Annotated in this window: 10 protein-coding genes; 1 reads left to right on the top strand and 9 read right to left on the bottom strand. The window is 68.4% G+C overall.

The window, feature by feature from the left end; genetic code table 11:
- Positions 1 to 716: 716 nt before the first annotated feature.
- The 9 genes from ODJ79_RS38525 to ODJ79_RS38485 all read right to left on the bottom strand — a co-directional run bounded on the left by ODJ79_RS38525 (position 717) and on the right by ODJ79_RS38485 (position 15,379).
- On the bottom strand, positions 717 to 986 hold the full coding sequence (locus tag ODJ79_RS38525) for a hypothetical protein (protein WP_263028633.1): 270 nt from the start codon (positions 984 to 986) through the stop codon (positions 717 to 719).
- A 525-nt stretch (positions 987 to 1,511) separates the two neighbouring features.
- A complete protein-coding gene (locus tag ODJ79_RS38520) occupies positions 1,512 to 2,804 on the bottom strand; it encodes a DUF2399 domain-containing protein (RefSeq protein ID WP_263028632.1) in 1,293 nt (430 codons plus the stop codon).
- The gene (locus ODJ79_RS38515) at positions 2,801 to 5,887 is read right to left on the bottom strand and encodes a hypothetical protein (RefSeq protein ID WP_263028631.1); all 3,087 of its coding nucleotides are present in this window, start codon (positions 5,885 to 5,887) and stop codon (positions 2,801 to 2,803) included. Before ODJ79_RS38515 ends, ODJ79_RS38520 begins: the two co-directional genes overlap by 4 nt.
- A 4-nt stretch (positions 5,888 to 5,891) precedes the next feature.
- Positions 5,892 to 6,542 (bottom strand): hypothetical protein, encoded by a 651-nt coding sequence (locus ODJ79_RS38510; protein ID WP_263028630.1) that lies wholly within the window; start codon positions 6,540 to 6,542, stop codon positions 5,892 to 5,894.
- The gene (locus ODJ79_RS38505; RefSeq protein WP_263028629.1) at positions 6,539 to 6,958 is read right to left on the bottom strand and encodes a hypothetical protein; all 420 of its coding nucleotides are present in this window, start codon (positions 6,956 to 6,958) and stop codon (positions 6,539 to 6,541) included. The genes ODJ79_RS38510 and ODJ79_RS38505 overlap by 4 nt, the downstream gene beginning before the upstream one ends.
- 125 nt (positions 6,959 to 7,083) lie before the next feature.
- A complete protein-coding gene (locus ODJ79_RS38500) occupies positions 7,084 to 8,283 on the bottom strand; it encodes a hypothetical protein (RefSeq protein WP_263028628.1) in 1,200 nt (399 codons plus the stop codon).
- Between the two features lie 70 nt (positions 8,284 to 8,353).
- Complete coding sequence (locus ODJ79_RS38495) at positions 8,354 to 10,900, bottom strand: pPIWI_RE module domain-containing protein (protein ID WP_263028627.1); 2,547 nt, start codon at positions 10,898 to 10,900, stop codon at positions 8,354 to 8,356.
- A gap of 34 nt (positions 10,901 to 10,934) precedes the next feature.
- Positions 10,935 to 14,270, bottom strand: coding sequence for a transposase (locus ODJ79_RS38490; protein WP_263028635.1), 3,336 nt, complete (start codon positions 14,268 to 14,270; stop codon positions 10,935 to 10,937).
- Positions 14,267 to 15,379 (bottom strand): hypothetical protein, encoded by a 1,113-nt coding sequence (locus ODJ79_RS38485; RefSeq protein WP_263028626.1) that lies wholly within the window; start codon positions 15,377 to 15,379, stop codon positions 14,267 to 14,269. Before ODJ79_RS38485 ends, ODJ79_RS38490 begins: the two co-directional genes overlap by 4 nt.
- On the opposite strand from ODJ79_RS38485, the gene ODJ79_RS38480 reads away from it, so the two are divergent.
- Complete coding sequence (locus ODJ79_RS38480; RefSeq protein WP_263028625.1) at positions 15,363 to 17,426, top strand: N-6 DNA methylase; 2,064 nt, start codon at positions 15,363 to 15,365, stop codon at positions 17,424 to 17,426. The two genes, ODJ79_RS38485 and ODJ79_RS38480, sit on opposite strands and share 17 nt — an antisense overlap.
- The last annotated feature ends 16 nt before the right edge of the window (positions 17,427 to 17,442 follow it).

Here is a 17,442-nt window from a genome sequence, read left to right as displayed (position 1 = left end):
CCGGTGCTCACGAACCTCCGCCAGGTGCCAGGTGCCCTGCCCCAGTACGGGGATCTTCTCCCCGGCCGGCAGGGCGATGCGACGGATCACGGGACCGTACATCCTTCCTCCTTGCTCGTTGGCTTCGGAGCGGGTCCGTACCGGATGAAATGCGGTGCTGCGCTGCCGTCATCGTCGTCAGCACCGGGGTGAGCACGACTCACCCTCCGGCAGGTGATTTCGCGAGCGGTGATCAGATCAGCGAGGGCGGCGAAGGTCGTGTGCGCCCGCGCGAGCGGGTTGCCGAAGAGATCGTGCCCGCAGCGAGGGCGACCGCGCCGAGCCGGAGAAGCAGAAGACATCACAGCTCGCTGAACTCGCCCAGCGGAGCCAGGCATCACCAGCGACCAATCCCGCGCTGCTCGACGCCGTCCCCAGCCGAACATCGACATCAGCAGGCTGCCTGAACAGCGGCTACGCCAGCTGTTCGACGCCTTCCACCTCGAACTGCGCTACGACGACCGCATCGGCGAACTGGAACGCGCGTCACGATCACCGGGAACACCACGGCTGAACTCGGCGCCACCGTTCAGGCACCGCTGGCCACCCCTGAAGACAAAATAACCACGGAAGGTGATGTTTGGGGATCCCCGTGTGTGCCCCGGGCGGGTCACGCAAAGCACCTCAACCCAGGGGAGGATTCCACGGCGAGCTGGTTATCACCGAAACGGTCTTGCTTAATCACCAATAGCCGGGCGCCGCGCCTTTGCCTCGATGGCGCCGTACCCTGCATCGTGCCTGCGCGGTCCGCGACCGCAGATCGGACGGCTGCGCCACGGCGGCGCAGCCGTCCCGTCGTCGTTGTCGTAAGCGGCGCAGCCGGTGGCATGACGAGCGTCGATGATCTGCCCGAGGTCGCCGCCCGACGCCTCGCGGCGGACAGGCAGGGTCACTGTCGACGGCGCCCCGTTTACACCCAGAAAGGTCACTGGTTCGACGCCAAACATCCGAGCACCACGGGAGCGCCGCGGGCGTGACGCCTGAGCATCGGTTTCCTAATGCGGATAATCGTCATGACCACACACGGCCTACCTGCAAAAAGCGTATTTAGAGCACTTTTGTGGGAGTCTTTGCTCGATGTCTGATCCCCGGGTCACTCGACGGCCAGCGTGGAGTCGAGTTTAAGACCTGCTCCGGATTAGCGCAGGTAGGGCTCACCTCGCCGACGAGTTCGTCGATCACGCTGAACGCGCCGTCGACTACGTGGTTCGGGGTCGTCCATGTCGTCGACGACGAAGGCTTCGATCGGTTCGTCGTCCAGCAGCTGCGGGTACTTCTCTGGCAGGAATCGGCGCCGGTAGGCAATCTCAGCTGATCGAGCTCGGCCAGCGCGAACGGAGAAGCTCGCCTATCGATTCATGACCTTGAGCCGCGCGTACCCTCGGCGCCGATGTCTAATCGCCCTCTGGTGGGGCCCAGGCGACGTCCGCCGTCGTCGGAGCCGCATCTGTGCGGCGTTCGGGATCGGCCGGTCACCGGTCCACCGAGCTGAGCGCCTCGCGAAGGGCAGCTCGTGCAGTTGCCTCCTGTTCGATCGGATATCCCCGGTCCAGGCAATGCTGGGCAAAGGTCCCGATCTGGTCGGTTCGGGCGGCGAGTTGCTGCAGCCGGATATGGCTGTGGGTGTTGAAGGGCCGCCCGGCATCGTGCTCAGCAGCACCGACATCGATGACGTGCACGGCAGTACCTGCCGGCAGTTCGTCATGAATCCGGGCGGCGATGCGTACGCCGCCGAGGTCGGCGTCGGTGCAGATGATCGTGACCGTGGCTTGGCGGGCGGCCTGGACGATGAGGGCAAGTACCGCGTCGGGTGGTTGTCCGTGGCACCAGACGACAGGTTGGGAAGGGTGGATGTCGCAGATGGTCTCGGCGGCCTGCCGGTTCTCGATGACGAGTAAGGACTCGACGTTGTCCGGCAGCTTCAAACGGAGTTGGTGGTGCGGGCTGAGTCGAATGTCGTGCGGGCCGGGCAGCACCGACAGATCGAGTAATCCGCCGGCGGAGTGGAGTTGGATCGGGCCGCCGAGGCCGATGTACGGACTGCGGGCCAGGCCGAGGGCGGAGAGCGCTTCTGGTTCGAATCCCAGGTCGGCGAGCAGATGGTGGACATCGTCACGAGCTTTGGTGTGTCCGGCGTGGTGCTGCACAAAGGCGCGGACGGAGTCGTGGATCCGGCCGTCGGCGAGATCGGATGCGGCGTTGATGGCCCAGACGAGCCGCTCCGGGTTGTCGGTTCCGTGCAGCAGCGCCTGAGCCACGCCCGGCCAGTCGTCGGCGATCATGGAGGCGAGCTCGACCGCCCGGTTCTGTAGGACGGTGCGATTGTCGCGGCGCCGGTTGCGGCGCTCGTTCTCGCCCGCAGCCAGGTCGGGGTGTGGGTAAACCCGGCGTGGCGGCTGGGCCAGGGAGCTGCCGTTCAGGTTGTGGCCGATCGTGATGCAGCCGGCCTGAGCAAGGGCGACCGCGATCGGGTATGCCTGGTCACCGAATCGGGCGGCGAAACTGCTCCAGGTGTGCTCGGTGCGGATGATCCAGGACCAGTCACCGTCGCTGAGCAGGCCTGGTGGCCGGGTTGGTGGCAGGTCGGGCTCGGCGCGGCGTAGCCGGGCGTTCCTTGGGCGTGGCCGGTTCCGGCTGTCGCGCGGAAATCGACCGCTGGCCGGAACCGGCGCGTAGGCGGCCAAGCCGGGGTGATCCCGAATCCACGTGAGCGCTATCTCGCTGTCCTGTTCGGGTTCCGGGGTGTCCTCGTCGGGGTTCGTCATGTCTCTGGGTCCGGCCGGAAGGACGTCATCCAGTTGGCGAGCAGTTGTACTCGTGCGGCGTCCGCGTCGCTGCCAACGACGACGGGGGCCTGGTTGTACGGCACGATGTCGGAGGGCCGTCGCAGCTTGATATACAAGCTGGAGGAGCCGATCGCGTATCGCTCCATGTCGTCCTGGAGTGCGCCGACGACGCTGATCGCGCGGTCGCGACCGATGTTCTCGAAGAGGGCGACGGCATCGCGACGGTGAGCGGAGCCCAGGTTGCGGCCGAGTTCGTCGAGCACCAGCAAGAGCGGCCGGTCGCGTGAGCCGGCGAGGGCGGCGGCGCAGACGAGCTTGACGGCCTTATCGTCCATCTGCGCGGTGTTGCCGCGGAGCCGGTACGAAGAGGGCGGTTTGCCCTCGCCACGCCGCCACCTCGGCGTGATGCTCCACTGCCAGGCCTTTTGCGGGTCGGCAGGCGCCTCGGGTTCGGGGAAGTCGAGACTGCCGCCATATCCGCCATACGCCTGGTCGAGCCGGTCGAATTCCTCGGAGACCTGCCGCAGCTTCCTCTTGATGGCGGTAGCGGTCGTGGCGCGCAGAGCGTTGGACGCCTTCTTGGCTTCGTCGAGAGCGTCCTGGGCACCGCGCAGGGTGAGGGTCTTGTCGGCCCGCTCGTGGCGTATCTGATCGCTGTTTCGCTGGTCGAGGAGTTCGCGTTCTTCGAGATATGAGCCGACGATCCGGAGTACCTCGGGGATCAGGCGGATGTACGCGGCAGAACGCCGGTCGCGGCGCTGATCGTCGACGACCCGTAGTTCCTCGGGCAGGTGTTGCTCGGGCGCGTCGGCTGGAAAACACGTGTGCCGGGTCTCGTCGGTGAGCCGGGCACTCAGGTCGTCCCACTCGGCGGCCGATCTGAGCTGTTCCTGTTCGTCCAGGGTGAGCAGGTGCTGCCGGGCGGTGTCGACGGTGCCGGTCCAGGCAGCCTGCCGACCGGGAAGGTCGAGGGCGGCGCGCTGGTCGGTCAGTGTGTTCCATTCCTCCCGGTTTTGATCCAGTTCCTTCCTGAGGTTGGTCAGGGCGGCGTTGGCCGCTTCAATCTGCTGATCTCGCGCGACACGCTCGCCGAGCGCAGCCTCCCAGCCTTCCTTCGCCAGCCGGAGGGGGAGAGCGAGATCCTTCTGCGCCTGCTCGATCTCGGCATTACGCGTTCGCAGCGTGGAGATCGACGCGTCGACGCGTTCGGCTTCGACAGCAGCTTGCGCCCCGCGGACGTGTCCAGCCGCGCGGTCTCGTGCACGTTTCGCGATCCGAATGCCCTCATCGGCCACCTTGTCGGCGTCCGTGGCCCTGGCCAGGGTTTCCTGCGCCGCCCGGATCCGGCCCGCCCTGCCGGTGAGGGCGTCGGGAAGGTTGGCGACGCCGTGCACGCCGGCGATCGTGTCGATGTGCTGGTCCACACCGCTGCGCTCACGCAATGCCGCAAGGAAGCCGTTGACCGTCAGGGCGGTGTCCGTGCTGCTCGGCAAGTCGGCGGTAGCCACCTGACCGGTGCGGTCCGCCTCGACGAGTAGCGATCCCGGCATCGCAGCCAGCAGGGCGACGGCTCGCCCGGCAGCGTGGTGTTCGACCACGACGGCGTGCCGGTAGGGCAGGAGTCGCGGCTCCCAGGTCGCGCGTTGGTCTTCGGTCAACGACATCGCGTCGACGAGCGGGACCGCCGTGATGCCCTCCGTCCGCAACGCGCGTACCTGCTCCACCGCGACGTCCTCGCCGCGTTCCGCGGCTTCCAGCGCCTTGAGCGCGGCCTTCCGCGCGTGATCGGTAATGCCCTTGGCGCGCTGCGCCGCTCCGATTCGCTCCTCGGCAACCCGGAGTTCGTCCTCGGCTTCCGCCACAGTGCGTCCATCCGCGCTTTCGGCCTGCTCTCGCAGGGTCCTGAGCTGCCCGGAGAGCGTGTCGGCCTTGCCCACGTTGCGGCTGTGCTCGTTGTGCAGGTCGTCCGCGGTGTTCTTGACGTCGTCGTAGGCCTTCACCCGGGCGCGGTAGCTGGCCTCGAATGCCTTGTCGTCGGACAGCCGGGTCACCGCTTGGTCGGCTTGGTCGATGGCCTCGTCCAGTTCCCGGCGGTGCCGTTCGTTGTTGTCGAGCGCGGCGGCGATGCTCTCTGCCTCGTCCATGCCGTCGACGAGGCGTCGGGCGCAGCGGTGGCGCCATATGTCGCGGGCGTCCGAGAGCAGACTTCGAGCGCGTTCCCTGTCCTCGATGCCTTTCTCGACCACGGCCATACGCTCGTCCCAGACTTCGAAGTCTTTCTGGGCCTGCTCGGCAGTGGCGGCGTGGTCGTGTTCCTCGGCCCGAGCCTTCTGCTCCTGCTCGATCTCCCGAGTCAGTCCGGTGACCGCGCCGATCGCGTCAAAGATCCGCTCCGGAGACAGCTCGTTCAACGGCTGGGCGAGCAGGTTCGCGGTCGGGCTGGCACGCACCGACGTCGACAGGAACGAGACGCACCGCACTGTGCTTCCGTACAGCGTGCGCGCGAGCCGGTTGGCCCGGATGTCCGTACGCCCGTTGCTCCTTGGCAGCGCGTCCCACAGCCGGTCGACGCCGCCGGCCCGCTCATCCTCCGTGTCGCCGTAGGCGACGTGCAGGCGAGACGCCCACCGCAGCTCCAGATGAGGACTCTGCCGGTTGATCCGCAGCCAGACGGTCAGCGCGGACGCGTCCAGGTCGTCGACGGTTTCACTGTCCGGCGGGACGAATACCCCGATGATGTAGCCGCGTTCGGCGTTGGCATGCATCGCCTCCTGGCCGGCGAGTTCCGCGGTGAACAGCAGTTCCGCCGCCGCCTGGGCACCGGATTGCAGCCGCCATTGATCGTCGGCGTGCAGCAGGCTGAGGCCGGCGATGAACGAGGACTTCCCGGCGCCGTTGGAGTCCGAAGGCCCCTGCCCGGCGACAGTGATCAAACCGCGCGCGGTGATCGGGACCGGATGGGTCGACAAGCGCGAGATATTGATCATCTGAATGCCCGCCAGGACGCGGGCGCCGACGAGGTCCTCGACGGGGCCTTCCGACGACGCGATCGGAGTCGTCAAACGTTTACGCTCCCTGCTGGTGACTCTGGCGGCGCTCGCGGACGACTGCCGCGAGGGGATGATCCGGTGCCGCAGCGAGAATGAGTTGATCCTGCAATCGCTCGCGGGCCGCCGGGGTCAGCCGGAGCAACTGCGGGCCGGGCACGTAGCCGCCCTCGTGCTCTCTGCCCCGCACGTTCCGCAGCAGTCCGCTGGCGGTAAGCCGACCCAGCGCCGCCCGAGCCTCCGCGACCGGCACCTTGCTGTTCCTGAAGATGTCGCCGACGGTGGTCGGATAAGGGCTCGTCCAGGCATCTGGACCGATTTGTTCCTCGCTGCGGGGGATCGCAATCGAGTAGACCAGGACAAGCACCAGCACCGCGCGGTCGACCAGCGGCAACGGTTGCCAGTTCATCGTCGCCAACTCCGCAGCCACGGTGTCGTCGAATCCCGAGGTGAAATGCAGGCCATCCACGGCGACCAACGTGCGGCCAGTACGGCGCAGCAGCTGCTCCAGCCGCTCGTGACTCGTCGCATCCTGCAGCGCCGGCAGGTACTGGCGGTGAACCGGCTCGCTGCTGTGCTCCAACACCGCGTAAGCGGCCTCGACCAGCTCGCGCTGCCGATCGGGCAGGGAGCCCAGGACCTCCTCGAATACCGGATTGGGCCGTGTCACGATGCCTCCCGCCGGTCGTCCGGCGCTGTGTCGTCGGGTATCACCCGCCACAACTCTCGAATCGTGCTCAACTCGAGGGCGCCCCACGATGCAACCCGAGGCCCGAGGCGCACGGTGTCCGTTCGTTCCTGCAGCAAAACCCAGCCGTACGTCGCGAGACGGCGCAAACCACCGGACAGCAACTGCTGCCTACTCAGCCTCGTGCGCCCCGGCACCAGCCGCTCAAGCACCCGACCGACATGAGTGATCGAGGCCGGCTGGCCGGGCCACAGGTCGGTCCCCGGGTCCGGCCAGCAGCAGCGTATGCAGGCGCCGAGCACCCGAAACGTGCCCTTGCTGTCGGGCATCGCCGTACCCGGCAGTCCGTACTCGGCCAACACCACCGGACCGGCACTCTCCGGCAGGTTGGGGATCATCCAGACCCCTTGAGCATCAGCCTCGACGAGTCTGCGTAGCCCAGCCGGTGTGGGGCCGCCCGCAGAGACCCGCTGCGGGCCACCCGACCGGATCCGAGCCCACCACAACGCCGTGTCACGCTCGTTCATCCTGCGGCCGTCCCCTGACGGGTGAACCAGCCGTCGCTGACCCAGGTGCGCGGCGAGGTCACGTCGATGCGCAACCCATCACCCCAGGCCAGCCCGTACGGAAGCTCGGACCTCAGATGGATCGCCGTCAGATCGGACAACACGCGCCGCCCAGCCGGCCAGTCACCCGCATCCGCGAGCAACTCCGCCACCGTCACCGTCTCACGCCCGTCGAGCAATTCCTCGGCCCGGGCCGCCAGAAGCTCCGCCTCCGGGTCGGAATCCAGCTCGGTCGGCGGCGGCTCGTCGTCGATACGGGGCCGGGGCGGCGGCAACCGACCCGTATCGGTGCGAAGCCCGTCTTCCACCGCATCCAACAGGTCGTCCGCACTGAAGAACGGCGCCGGCGCGTCGAAGAGCAGGCCATCCAATGCTTGTGCCAACACCTCGGCGCTGCTGTCCCGGGCGAAACTGCGCCACCGTTCGGCCGGCAACAGCCCAAGGGCTCGCGTCTTCCCCGCATGCGCGAGCAAGCGCCGCGCCGCGGTGTTCACCGCGTCCCGGTACGCCGCCAGGGCCATACGCAGCTCGGTGCACTCCGGCAGCAGCTGCGGCCACCGGGTCGCCGCCGCATCGTGATAGATCCGCGCCTTGTCCAGCAGATCGCTGTTGCCCAGTAGCGGTTGCGCTTGCGCACGCAGCGCCTCCACCGTCGCCGACTTCGCCAGCTGCATGATCGGGTTGGCCAGTAGCCGGAAGACGTTCGTCATCTCCTGCAGGTGATCCCGGGCGTCCTCCAACGTGGTGGAGTCGTCCTCGACGGCCAGCCGCGCCATCGACAGCATCCGGTGTAGCTCGGCCTGGCCGCCCGTTTCCGAAAGCCGCCGCAGGAACAACAGCATCACGTACGGGGCGAAGGCGGCCTGGTAGAACATCTCGTGCGCCCGCTCGTTGACCCGGGTGACCGCACGGTACGACTTGAGCACGTCGAACCGGCTTCGCACCGTCGAAGCTGGGAAGCCCGCGCAGGCCGTGATCACCTGCTCGATCGTCATGCCGTTCGGCCCGGAGCCGGCGAAGGCTTGCAGGATCGCCTCGTCGATCCGGACCGATGCCGCATCGTCCACCATCCGGTTGGCCTCGCGGGCGAGCACCGCGAAGACCTGCCGGTAGATGCCGAGCACGGCCGACTCCGCAGCGTAGTCGTCGAAGGTCAAAGCCGTAGCGTCCGTCATAGCCCACCGACGATATCGCGACGGCCTATCGCCTCGTCGACGATCAGAAGCCTCATTCCGATTCCGACGAGTCGGCGGAGGGCGTCGTGCCGACCTTTGAGGGCAGCAGGTACTCCTCGATCTGCTCTGCCAGGTGCAACGGCCAGGGCAGGATGGTGGTGTTCCGGGCGTAGGGTGCCGCGTCGCGGAGGTCGTGGGCGAGGGCGGCCCAGTGCTCCGGGCAGTCGCCGTCCTGGAGCCCCGCTACGGTCAGTTCGATGAACTGGGGGTTCCAGACCTGAGCCTTCGCCTTCGGTGCTTGGAGCTTCCCGTTGTGTTCGCCGGGAACGAGTTTCGATACGCCTTTGAGTGCTCCGGAGCTGGTGCTGGGTTTGGTGCTGGTGCTGCCGTAGACCCGGCCGAGCAGGAAGCGCCAAAGTCCCTTGGGTTGGCCGGTTTCGGTGGCGCTGACGCCGTAGCATTCCGGGGTTTCGCCGCCTTCTGCGGTGCGTACTCGTACGTGGCGCAGGCCGCGGAGCTTTCCGATCGGCTGAGGGTCGCCGGCGCCGAAGCCGAGGGCGTCCAGCTGCATGCGGCTGTTGGCGAGGGTGTTCCAGACCGAGCGAAGGTTTTGGGCGTGGGTGAGCAGAAGCGTGTCGGGGTAGGCGTCGATGGCCTGGTCGACGACGTCCTTGATGAACCGGACGACGTCTTCCGGTCCGCATTTCAGATCGGCCTCGACGTAGCGCTTGCCGATCTCGAGCAAGCCGGTGTGCAGGGGCTGCCACGGCACTTGGGGTGCACAGATCTGGACCTCGCGACCGGTCGGGTCGGCGAGTACCGCGACCGGTACCTGTCGGGCCACTCCCCAGACCTGTCCCTTGTTCTGCCGAATCATCCAGATGCCGAGAAGCGCCGGTCGGCGCGGGATGGTGCCTCGGGCCGGTTCGGGAAGCGGTTGCGGTCGGATGCCGAGCTGGCGGAAGAGGTCGTCGACGGCTGCCGCGAACCGTTCGCGGTTGGCATCGGAGGGTTCTTTGCCCTCACGAACGCGCGGCGGGCGCTTCGGGTCGGCGACCGGGGTGATGAACTGGCTGAGCCGGCCGGTCTGCAGCAGACCCTGGCGGATGGCGAATTTGGGGTCGTCGCCGCGGCGTCTCCCCTGGTAGTCGTCCGGGTGGCCGATCTCGACCAAGCTGATGGTGGGGTGTGACGCAGCCCCGAGAGTGTCGATGACTTCCTCGATGCGGGCCTGCACGGCAAGGCGAGTGGAGCGTCCGGCGCGTTCGAGGTCGGCGCGGATGCTGGGCGCCGGGATGTGCCGAATCCTGACAGTGAGGTCCCCCAGGTCGAGAAGCGTCCCCGTCCCGTCGAGGTCGGCCGGGGAGGGTGCGCTGACGCCGAGGCGGGTGGCCAGTCGGTCGAGGGCGTACCTGGTGGCGGGCTCGGTGTCGGTGAGTAGTTCGATGTCCAGGCGAGGGCCGACGATGTCGCGGAGGTAGCTGGCGGAGATCGGGCCGTCGATGGCACCGCCGAGGCCCTTGTATACCGTGCATTTTTCGCGTGGCAGCGGGATCGCGAGCTGGAATTGCGGGTTCAGCTCGGTGGCGATCCAGGTCATCAGCGGCTCGCGGTCGGCGACCGACAGTCCGGCGCTGACCTTCTCGTTCGACAGCATTCCGGCGCTGTAGACCAGCGCTGCGGCGTCGCCGTGGCGCTGCAGGTAGTCCATCGGCTTGTCGACCAGTTGCACCGGGTTGGGGAGCCGGTCGAGGCAGCCGGCTTCCCGGAGGACCTGGGCGACTGCGTCGTCCCAGCGGGTTTCGTAGGCCGTCGTGCCGTCGGCAGCGGTAACCCTGGTCCGCCGGATGCGGGCGGTGCCGAAATGGCGGGAGTTCTCCAGTCCGGTCAGGTAGGGCACGGTGGGGGCAAGGTAGACCGAGTGGCCGTGGTCGGATGCGAGCTTGCCGCGGACCGGCATCCAGCGCCGGACGCCGAACGACAGGTAGATCAGGACTTCCTCGCTCGTCGGCAGGGTTTGCGCGGTGATGCCGACCTTGACGGAGAACGGCGTCTGGTCCTCGAGCCGCTCGGGCGGCCAGGAGATCAACTCTGCACCGTCGGGGCTCGGGCATCGGAGGAACCGCAGGTTGTTGTGCGTACAGCAGGCGTCGGGTCGGGACAGGGTCGCGGCGATCTCCATGGGCAGGAGCCGCATGGCACGCTGCCGGTCGTCGGGCGTGGTCAGATCCAGATGCACGGGCGACCAGGCCAGATCGGTGGCATTCAGCTGGGCCAGCGTCAGCTGGATCTGGTCCGGTGTGGCCTTCTGCGCCCGGACCCAGGCGGCGACCAGGGCGAATATCGCCGCAGGGTTGATCTCGCGGTAGGCGAGCAGCCAGTCCTGGTCCGCGTCGCCGCGGCCGGCGTACGGCAGGGTGACGACGCAGTCGGGGACCAGCGCGGTGATGGCTTCGTTGAGCGAGGCGATCGGGATGCTGGCAACGTCGCCGCCGCGGCGCGCCTGGGCCAGCCGGCGCAGCGGTTCCTTCCAGCGACCCGGGAAGCGCATGAGGTGGTATCCGCGGCGGATCGGATGGGCCGGGTCCAGCCGGAGCACGGTGACTGCGAGTTCGTCGTAGCGGGGTGCCATATCAGTGGTCTCCCATCGCGCTGAGGGCCTGGTAAAGAGGTTGGTAGAGGGCTTGAACGAGGTGCCGGTCGGCGTGCGTGCCGGTGGAGTCGAAGTACGGCTGGAGAACGTCGCGCATGCCGTACAGCAGGCTGGAGCTGGCGTCGTCGAGATCGGCGACATCGTCGCCACGGCGCGCGGTGTTCGGGGCGAAGGCGGCGTCGCAGAAATAGACCTTGGCGGCCTGGCCACCACGCAGGAGGCGGCCAACCACCTGCCAGATCGTGACCAGCTGGGTCCAGGCGACGCGGTTGCGTTCGCTGGTGCCGAGCTGGCTGTAGGCGACGAGCGCGTGCAGCAGCCGGCGCCATTCACGCTGCGCGGCACGCCGGCGTTGCCGTCCTGCGGTGGCGAGTCGTTCGTGGTCGGGGCCTTCGCTGATTGGGGTCGGTGCGAGCTGTTCCAGGGCGTACTGGTTGATGCGTTGAGTGACGTAGCTGAGGTCCTTGGGACGCGGGTGGGGCCGGACCAGGAAGAAGGCAGCGCCGATCGCGGCTACGCCGGCGGTGTTCAGGATGTTGTGCCCGCGCTCCACGGCGAGGATCGGCGCGACGAGCAGCCACGCGTCATCATCGGTGCCGAACTCGGCGACGTCGGTGCGGCGAAGCAGATGGGTGTCGTCCCAGCCGCTTTCCTGCTCGTCGTCGCCGACCAGGCACCGCACCTGCCCCTGCCACGAGGACTTCTGCCGCAGCAACTCGTCGGTGACCGTGCGCGCCTCGGCGTAGCTGCCGACCAGCAGCATGATCTTCTTCCGGTCGGGCGGCAGGTCGGCTCGTTCGCGTTCGAGGCGATTCGGCTGCCGGGGTCCGGCGCCGGGCCGGGTCAGGGCGGCCACCATCTGCTTCAACGCGGCGGTCCGTTCGACGCCGTATCGGCCGGACACCCAGATCGGTGTGCTGCGCTCCCCCGCGTGCTGGATATCGAGAGCGAATGTGGTCCGGGCGATCGCGGCGAGCTTCTCAGCCGGGGGCCGCAGGATCGCGCCCACCGGCACGTCGATGTGGTAGCGCGGTGAGGTGCCGGCCCAGCTGGTGCCGGAGAGCAGCATGACGTTCGGGCCGTAGCCGTCGGCCGGGAACAGATCAGGCATGTTCACCAGAAGTGCTCGGCCGACGCCGGTGTAGCGGAAGAAGCGGAACTCGCCCAGCTGCCCATCACGGCGGCTTGTCTCGTCCTCGATGTACTGGAAACCGAGCACGTTACCCATGGGCGACTCGGGAACGGCCACGGCCAGATCGAGCGGCGGGCGCCGCACCTCCGTTGGCAGCGTTTCGAAAAGCTCGAGCTCGGCGGCTACCTCGGGCCACATCGCCAGCATCAGGTTAAGCCGGTGTGCCATCACGGCCACCGCGATCGCGAACTCCAGCCGCCACACGTTGCGATCCAGGTCGCTGGGCGTGACCTTGGTGCCCTCGACCAACTCCGTACCGGTGAGATCGGTGAGCCAACGGCGGACGTCACTTTCGCGTACGTCTTCATCCGTGTCCGAGAGCAGGCGTTCCGTCAGATCGGCGAGGCCCCGGGCAACGCCGTCCTCGGCGATGTCCGTGGGCGCATCGATGAAGGCGTTGAACTGCCGACGCAGTGCCTGGTAGAGCGAGTCATCATCCCACCCTGGGTCCTTGCTGCCGGTCAGCCCGGCCCAGTCCTGGACGAGGCCGTCGAACAGCGACCAGGCGGTGAAATAGTCGGGGTCGAGCCAGCTCAGCACCGGCTGCCCCGGACGTACGCGGTCGCGGTGCAGCAGTTGGTAGATCACGTCGGACGCGGTGCGGGCGTTGTTGAGGGCGAGCATGAACCGGCGGATCTGCCGCGAACGCACCTGTGCCCGGCCTGCCGCGCGGAGACGGTCGCTGACCCGAGTGCCGATCTCGTCGATCCACGCCTCGTCGCTGCGGCCGAGCAGGACTTGCGAGTTGGCGAACATCGCGTCGAGATTGGCCTGCACCTGGTCTGCCTCGTCGACGAGGATCAGATCGCTGCGGCGCCACGCGGCCTCGAGGTAACGGAGCTGGCCGTCGCTGAGCGGCGCCGGCACCCGGGTGTGAACGAGGCTCCACGGGGTCGCGATCCAGACGTTCGCGGTAACCAGCCGCCTGGCCGCTTCGTGCCGCTGGCAGCGATGCCACAGGGGGCAGGTTCGGCGGGTTCCGCTGCGCCACCCATCGAGGGGCTCGTCGCCGTCAGCGGTGATCAGGTCTTGGCACGGGGCCTCCCGGACCGCCAATGGCGTCGCGGTCTCGCGCATTCCGTCCAACCCGCAGGCGGTGCTCACCAGGTCGAAGCCGTACGGCGACCGAGGAAGCAACCGCCCAGGAGACGATGGCTGCAGCCGGTGCAGTCGTTCCGCGTGCCGGGTCCGGTTCTGACCCATGACGGGAGCGGCGGCCACTCCCTCGTACGCGGACAGCTCATGCGCTGCCCGCAGCGCTGCCGAGTTGTCGCCGACCACGATGGTGACCTGGAGTTGATGCCGGACGGCCCAGACCGCGAGGATCATGACGAGGGTGCTCTTACCGACGCTGACCATGCCGACCAGGTGCAGCATTCGGTCTATACGCAGCGACGACGACTCCACGAAGGTGTCATCGCCGTGGCGGACCTGAACGATGATGTCCTGCAGGCGTCCGGTCCACTTGTTGCCGGGCCGGCCTGCGGTCGCGTCGGCGTTGTCCATCCACCGTGCGGTCGCCACCAGATTGGACCATGTGACCTCGACCGCCTGCCGAGCGCGCACCGTCATGTCGTGCCGTGCAGGCGGCGGGGACGCAGGCAGATCGTCCGGGATGGCGATGCCGACGCCGCGTGCCGTCGACGCCATGCGGTATCGGCCGGGCTCGGCGAACCGGGCCTGCACCGGGGCAAACGGCAGCGGGGCAGTGAGTAACTCCTCGAACCAGTCCCACCGCTGCGGGGCTACACGGCACTCGCGCCGGACCGGGCGCCCGAGGTCGTCCAGCCGGAAGCCGCGGACCTCCTCGGGCACGGCCAGGTAGGCGCGCAGTTCGTTGTCCCACCCGTAGGACCGGCGGCTGGGCCAGAGGATTGTGCGCGCGTTCGTCAGCCGTACGACGGCGTCGGCGGGCGGGTCTTCGACCGCGTCCCACAGGGCTCGATAGCCGTCGAGCAGCGCCGGCACGCCGGTCGCTGCCTGACCCTGCGCCACGCCTGCCAGGAGGTACAGGCAGAGTTCCGTACGCATCAGGGCCACCGCAGACGGCTGCCCGTCGGCCGGCCTGTAGCTGCCTTCCAACGCCCGGCGAAAGCGGTTCTCGACCGTCCTGATCTGCCTCACGACTCCCTCTCCACCCGCCCGCGTACGGCCTCTAGGAACTGCTTCTCCGACACGGCGAGGACCCGCTGGCCGGGCCGTACCGCAGGGCAGGCTCGGCGGAGCCGCTCGATGTAGCGCTGTTGGGCCCTGACCTGCTCCTGCCCGATGACGATGAATGCCCGCTCGGCGTCGGCGGGCACCGTGAACATCCGCGCCCGCAGAGCCCGCCCCAGCCGGGTGGGGTTCCGCCACGCTTTGACGTCGGCGACCCACGGTCGTTCGGCGAACACGGACAGGTCGCATGCGTCGAAGTCCGGCCACAGGGCGACGGGTACGCCCACGCTCTCTATCGCCTGGGCGATCCTCAGCTCCGCTCGTCCTGGAGCGGCGATGAACGTCCGAAGTTCTCGCCGGAGCCTCCGCACGCCTTCTGCGGCCGGATGCGTCGGTCCTGCCCGTCCGGGATCGGGACACGAGTCGTCCTCGCAGGTCCAGGTGCGGTCATCGTCCAGCGGGAGCAGAAGCCCGCCGCAACCGCCGCAGGTGCGGACGACGCCATCCGCTGCCGCTTCCGGCGGCGCGTCGGGGTACGCCTGGCGCACCTGATCGGCGACCAACGCCAGATCCGGGTCGGCCAGGCGCACGTCCAGATCGAGCGCGGTGAGCACCGGATGCTCCACCAGAAGGCGACGGAAGGCCACGTAGGAAGCCGGAGCCTGAGCGGCCTGCGTCCGGTCCATCACCGCACGGATCAGCGCGTTCTCCCGCATCTCGCCCTCGACGTCGCCGCGGAGGCTGCCGAGTTCCTCACAGATCGCGGTCGGTCGTCCGTGGGCAAGCAGGGACTCCTCCGGGTCGACGTCGGCGTCCAGCAGCCTGAGCGGCCAGTCGGCGAATGGGGTGCCGCCCCACTGCAGCAGCTCCACGACGCTCGCCGGAGCCGCAGTCTCTTGGTGCCAGGCGAGCAGGCTCAGCCGGTCCAGCGCGATTTGGAGATTCGCTGGGTACGGCAGCCGAAACGCCGACCGGTCAGCGGTCTCCTCCGCATATCGCAGGATCCCGCTGGCGAGCTGAGCCAGCACAATCCGCGGATCGGGGACCCAGGCAGGGACGGTGGACGGACGGGACATACAAGAACTTTCTGATGAGAAGGAATCGACACCAAGCCATGTCGTCAATCCGACTCGACGGCGAGCGCGTCCGAGAAGCCCTCGATCCGCCGACGCCGGCGGCTTGTCGAGCGAGTCCCAGTGCGCCGTCAATAAGAGCAGTATCAGTGAACTATGTCAACAACGGTTTCTGCCTTGGATTGTGTACACTGCTCTCATGCAGCAGAGAGCGAGAGTCACCGCCGCCGACATCGCGCGGCTGGCCGGCGTCGGCCGGGCCGCCGTCAGCAACTGGCGCAAGCGCTACGACTCGTTCCCTGCCCCGGTCGGAGGCACTGCCGCAAGCCCGCAGTTCGACCTCGACGAGGTCGAGAAATGGCTCGCCGGGCAAGGAAAGCTCGCCGAAGTCGCGGCCGAGGACCGGCTCTGGCGTGCCCTGCTCGCAGCAGCCGGAGATCCCTCGGAGGCTCTCGCCGTTGCCGGCGATCACCTACGCGGCGTACCCCTCCTGCCGTACGAGAATTTGCGACCAGACCTCGACTCGCTCACCGCTCACCACGGTCACCGCAAGGTCTTCGCGGATCTCTGGCAGCGCTTCGCCGACCTGCCCGGCCAGCGGGCCGTCACCACACCGGACACGCTGGCCGATCTCATGGTCACGCTGGCCGGAGTACGCGGCCGCACGGTGTTCGATCCCGCCTGCGGCACGGGACGGTTGCTGCGCGCGGCCATCGGCGGAGGGGCCACCGAGGTGTACGGCCAGGACAACGACCCCGCCGCCACCCGCCTCGCCAAACTCTGGCTGGCCGTCGACGACCTGGCCGGCCACATCCACACAGGCGACTCGCTGCGCCATGACGGGTTCACCGGCCGCACGTTCGGCGCCGTTGTGGCGAACCTGCCGTTCGGCCTCACCAACTGGGGTCACGAGGATCTCGGCTACGACCGCCGCTGGGAGTTCGGCGTCCCGCCGCGTACCGAGCCGGAGTTGGCGTGGGTGCAGCACGCGCTGGCCCACCTCGAGCCCGGCGGTCGGGCGGTCCTGCTGATGCCGCCGTCGGCGGCCGGCCGGCGTGCGGGCCGCCGCATCCGCGCCGAACTGCTACGTCGCAGCGCGATCCAGGCCATCGTCGCGCTCCCCGCGGGCGCCGCCGCGCCACACGCGGTCGGCCTCCACCTATGGATCCTGGACCGAGACACCCCTGCCTCCGCTGTGCTACTCATCGACGCCACAGCACTCGACGTCAACGCCAGCACCGCGAAGATCGTCGAGGCGGTCGAGACCGGCGCTGGCCTGGCCCAAGCTGTTCCGGTGATCGACCTGCTCGACGAGGAAGTCGACCTCACCCCGAGCAGGCATACGCCCGCTTCCGACTCCGGGCACAACAGCGCGATCACCGTCCAAGAAAGCCAGCAACGCCTGGCCGAACTGATCGACTCGATCCGAGACCTTATGCCCAACCTCAGCCCGGAAGCCGACCCCTCGGGGCCGCTGCCGGCCGTCGCGGTCGGCGATCTGATCCGCGCCGGTCACCTCCAACTGCTCGGACCGGTCCGCGCAGCATCGGCTGACACCGACCCGATCCCGGACCGTCCGGTCCTGACCAGCGACGACGTCCTACATGGGCGACCCGCGTCCGGCCACACCGACCTGCGGATCGCGCCGGTCATCCCGCTGCGACCCGGTGACGTCGTGGTGCCGGTGCTCGCGCCGCGCCTCACCGCCCGGGTCATCGGCGACAACACCGCCGTGCTCGGTCGCGGGCTGCACTTGCTGCGCTGCGACCCGGACACGCTCGATCCCTGGTTTCTCGCCGGCCACCTGCGCACCTCCGCAAACGAGCGACAGGCAGGCGGTTCGTCGGCCACGCTGAGGTTCGACGTACGCCGCGCCCAGGTGCCACGGATCCCGCTCGCGGAGCAGGCCCGGCACGGTGCCATGTTCCGCGCACTGCAACAGTTCGACGACGCGCTCCGGGCAGCCGCCGAGCTCAGCGGCGCGCTGATCCGACACGCCGCCGACGGCCTGGCGGCAGGTCTGATCCAAGCGGAAGCCGAGAAGCTTTGACCGATTGTGCGACGAG

Origin of the sequence: Actinoplanes sp. KI2 (assembly GCF_025630775.1) — a bacterium.
Taxonomy (GTDB): domain Bacteria; phylum Actinomycetota; class Actinomycetes; order Mycobacteriales; family Micromonosporaceae; genus Actinoplanes.
Note: the sequence above shows the minus strand (reverse complement) of the source record. Positions and strands in the feature narration are given on the sequence as shown.

What these genes read in the sequence shown, in the direction of transcription:
- ODJ79_RS38525 (WP_263028633.1), bottom strand. Translation starts at nt 986, where the DNA reads ATGTTTGGCGTCGAACCAGTGACCTTTCTGGGTGTAAACGGGGCGCCG.
- ODJ79_RS38520 (WP_263028632.1), bottom strand. Translation starts at nt 2,804, where the DNA reads ATGACGAACCCCGACGAGGACACCCCGGAACCCGAACAGGACAGCGAG.
- ODJ79_RS38505 (WP_263028629.1), bottom strand. Translation starts at nt 6,958, where the DNA reads ATGATCCCCAACCTGCCGGAGAGTGCCGGTCCGGTGGTGTTGGCCGAG.
- ODJ79_RS38485 (WP_263028626.1), bottom strand. Translation starts at nt 15,379, where the DNA reads ATGTCCCGTCCGTCCACCGTCCCTGCCTGGGTCCCCGATCCGCGGATT.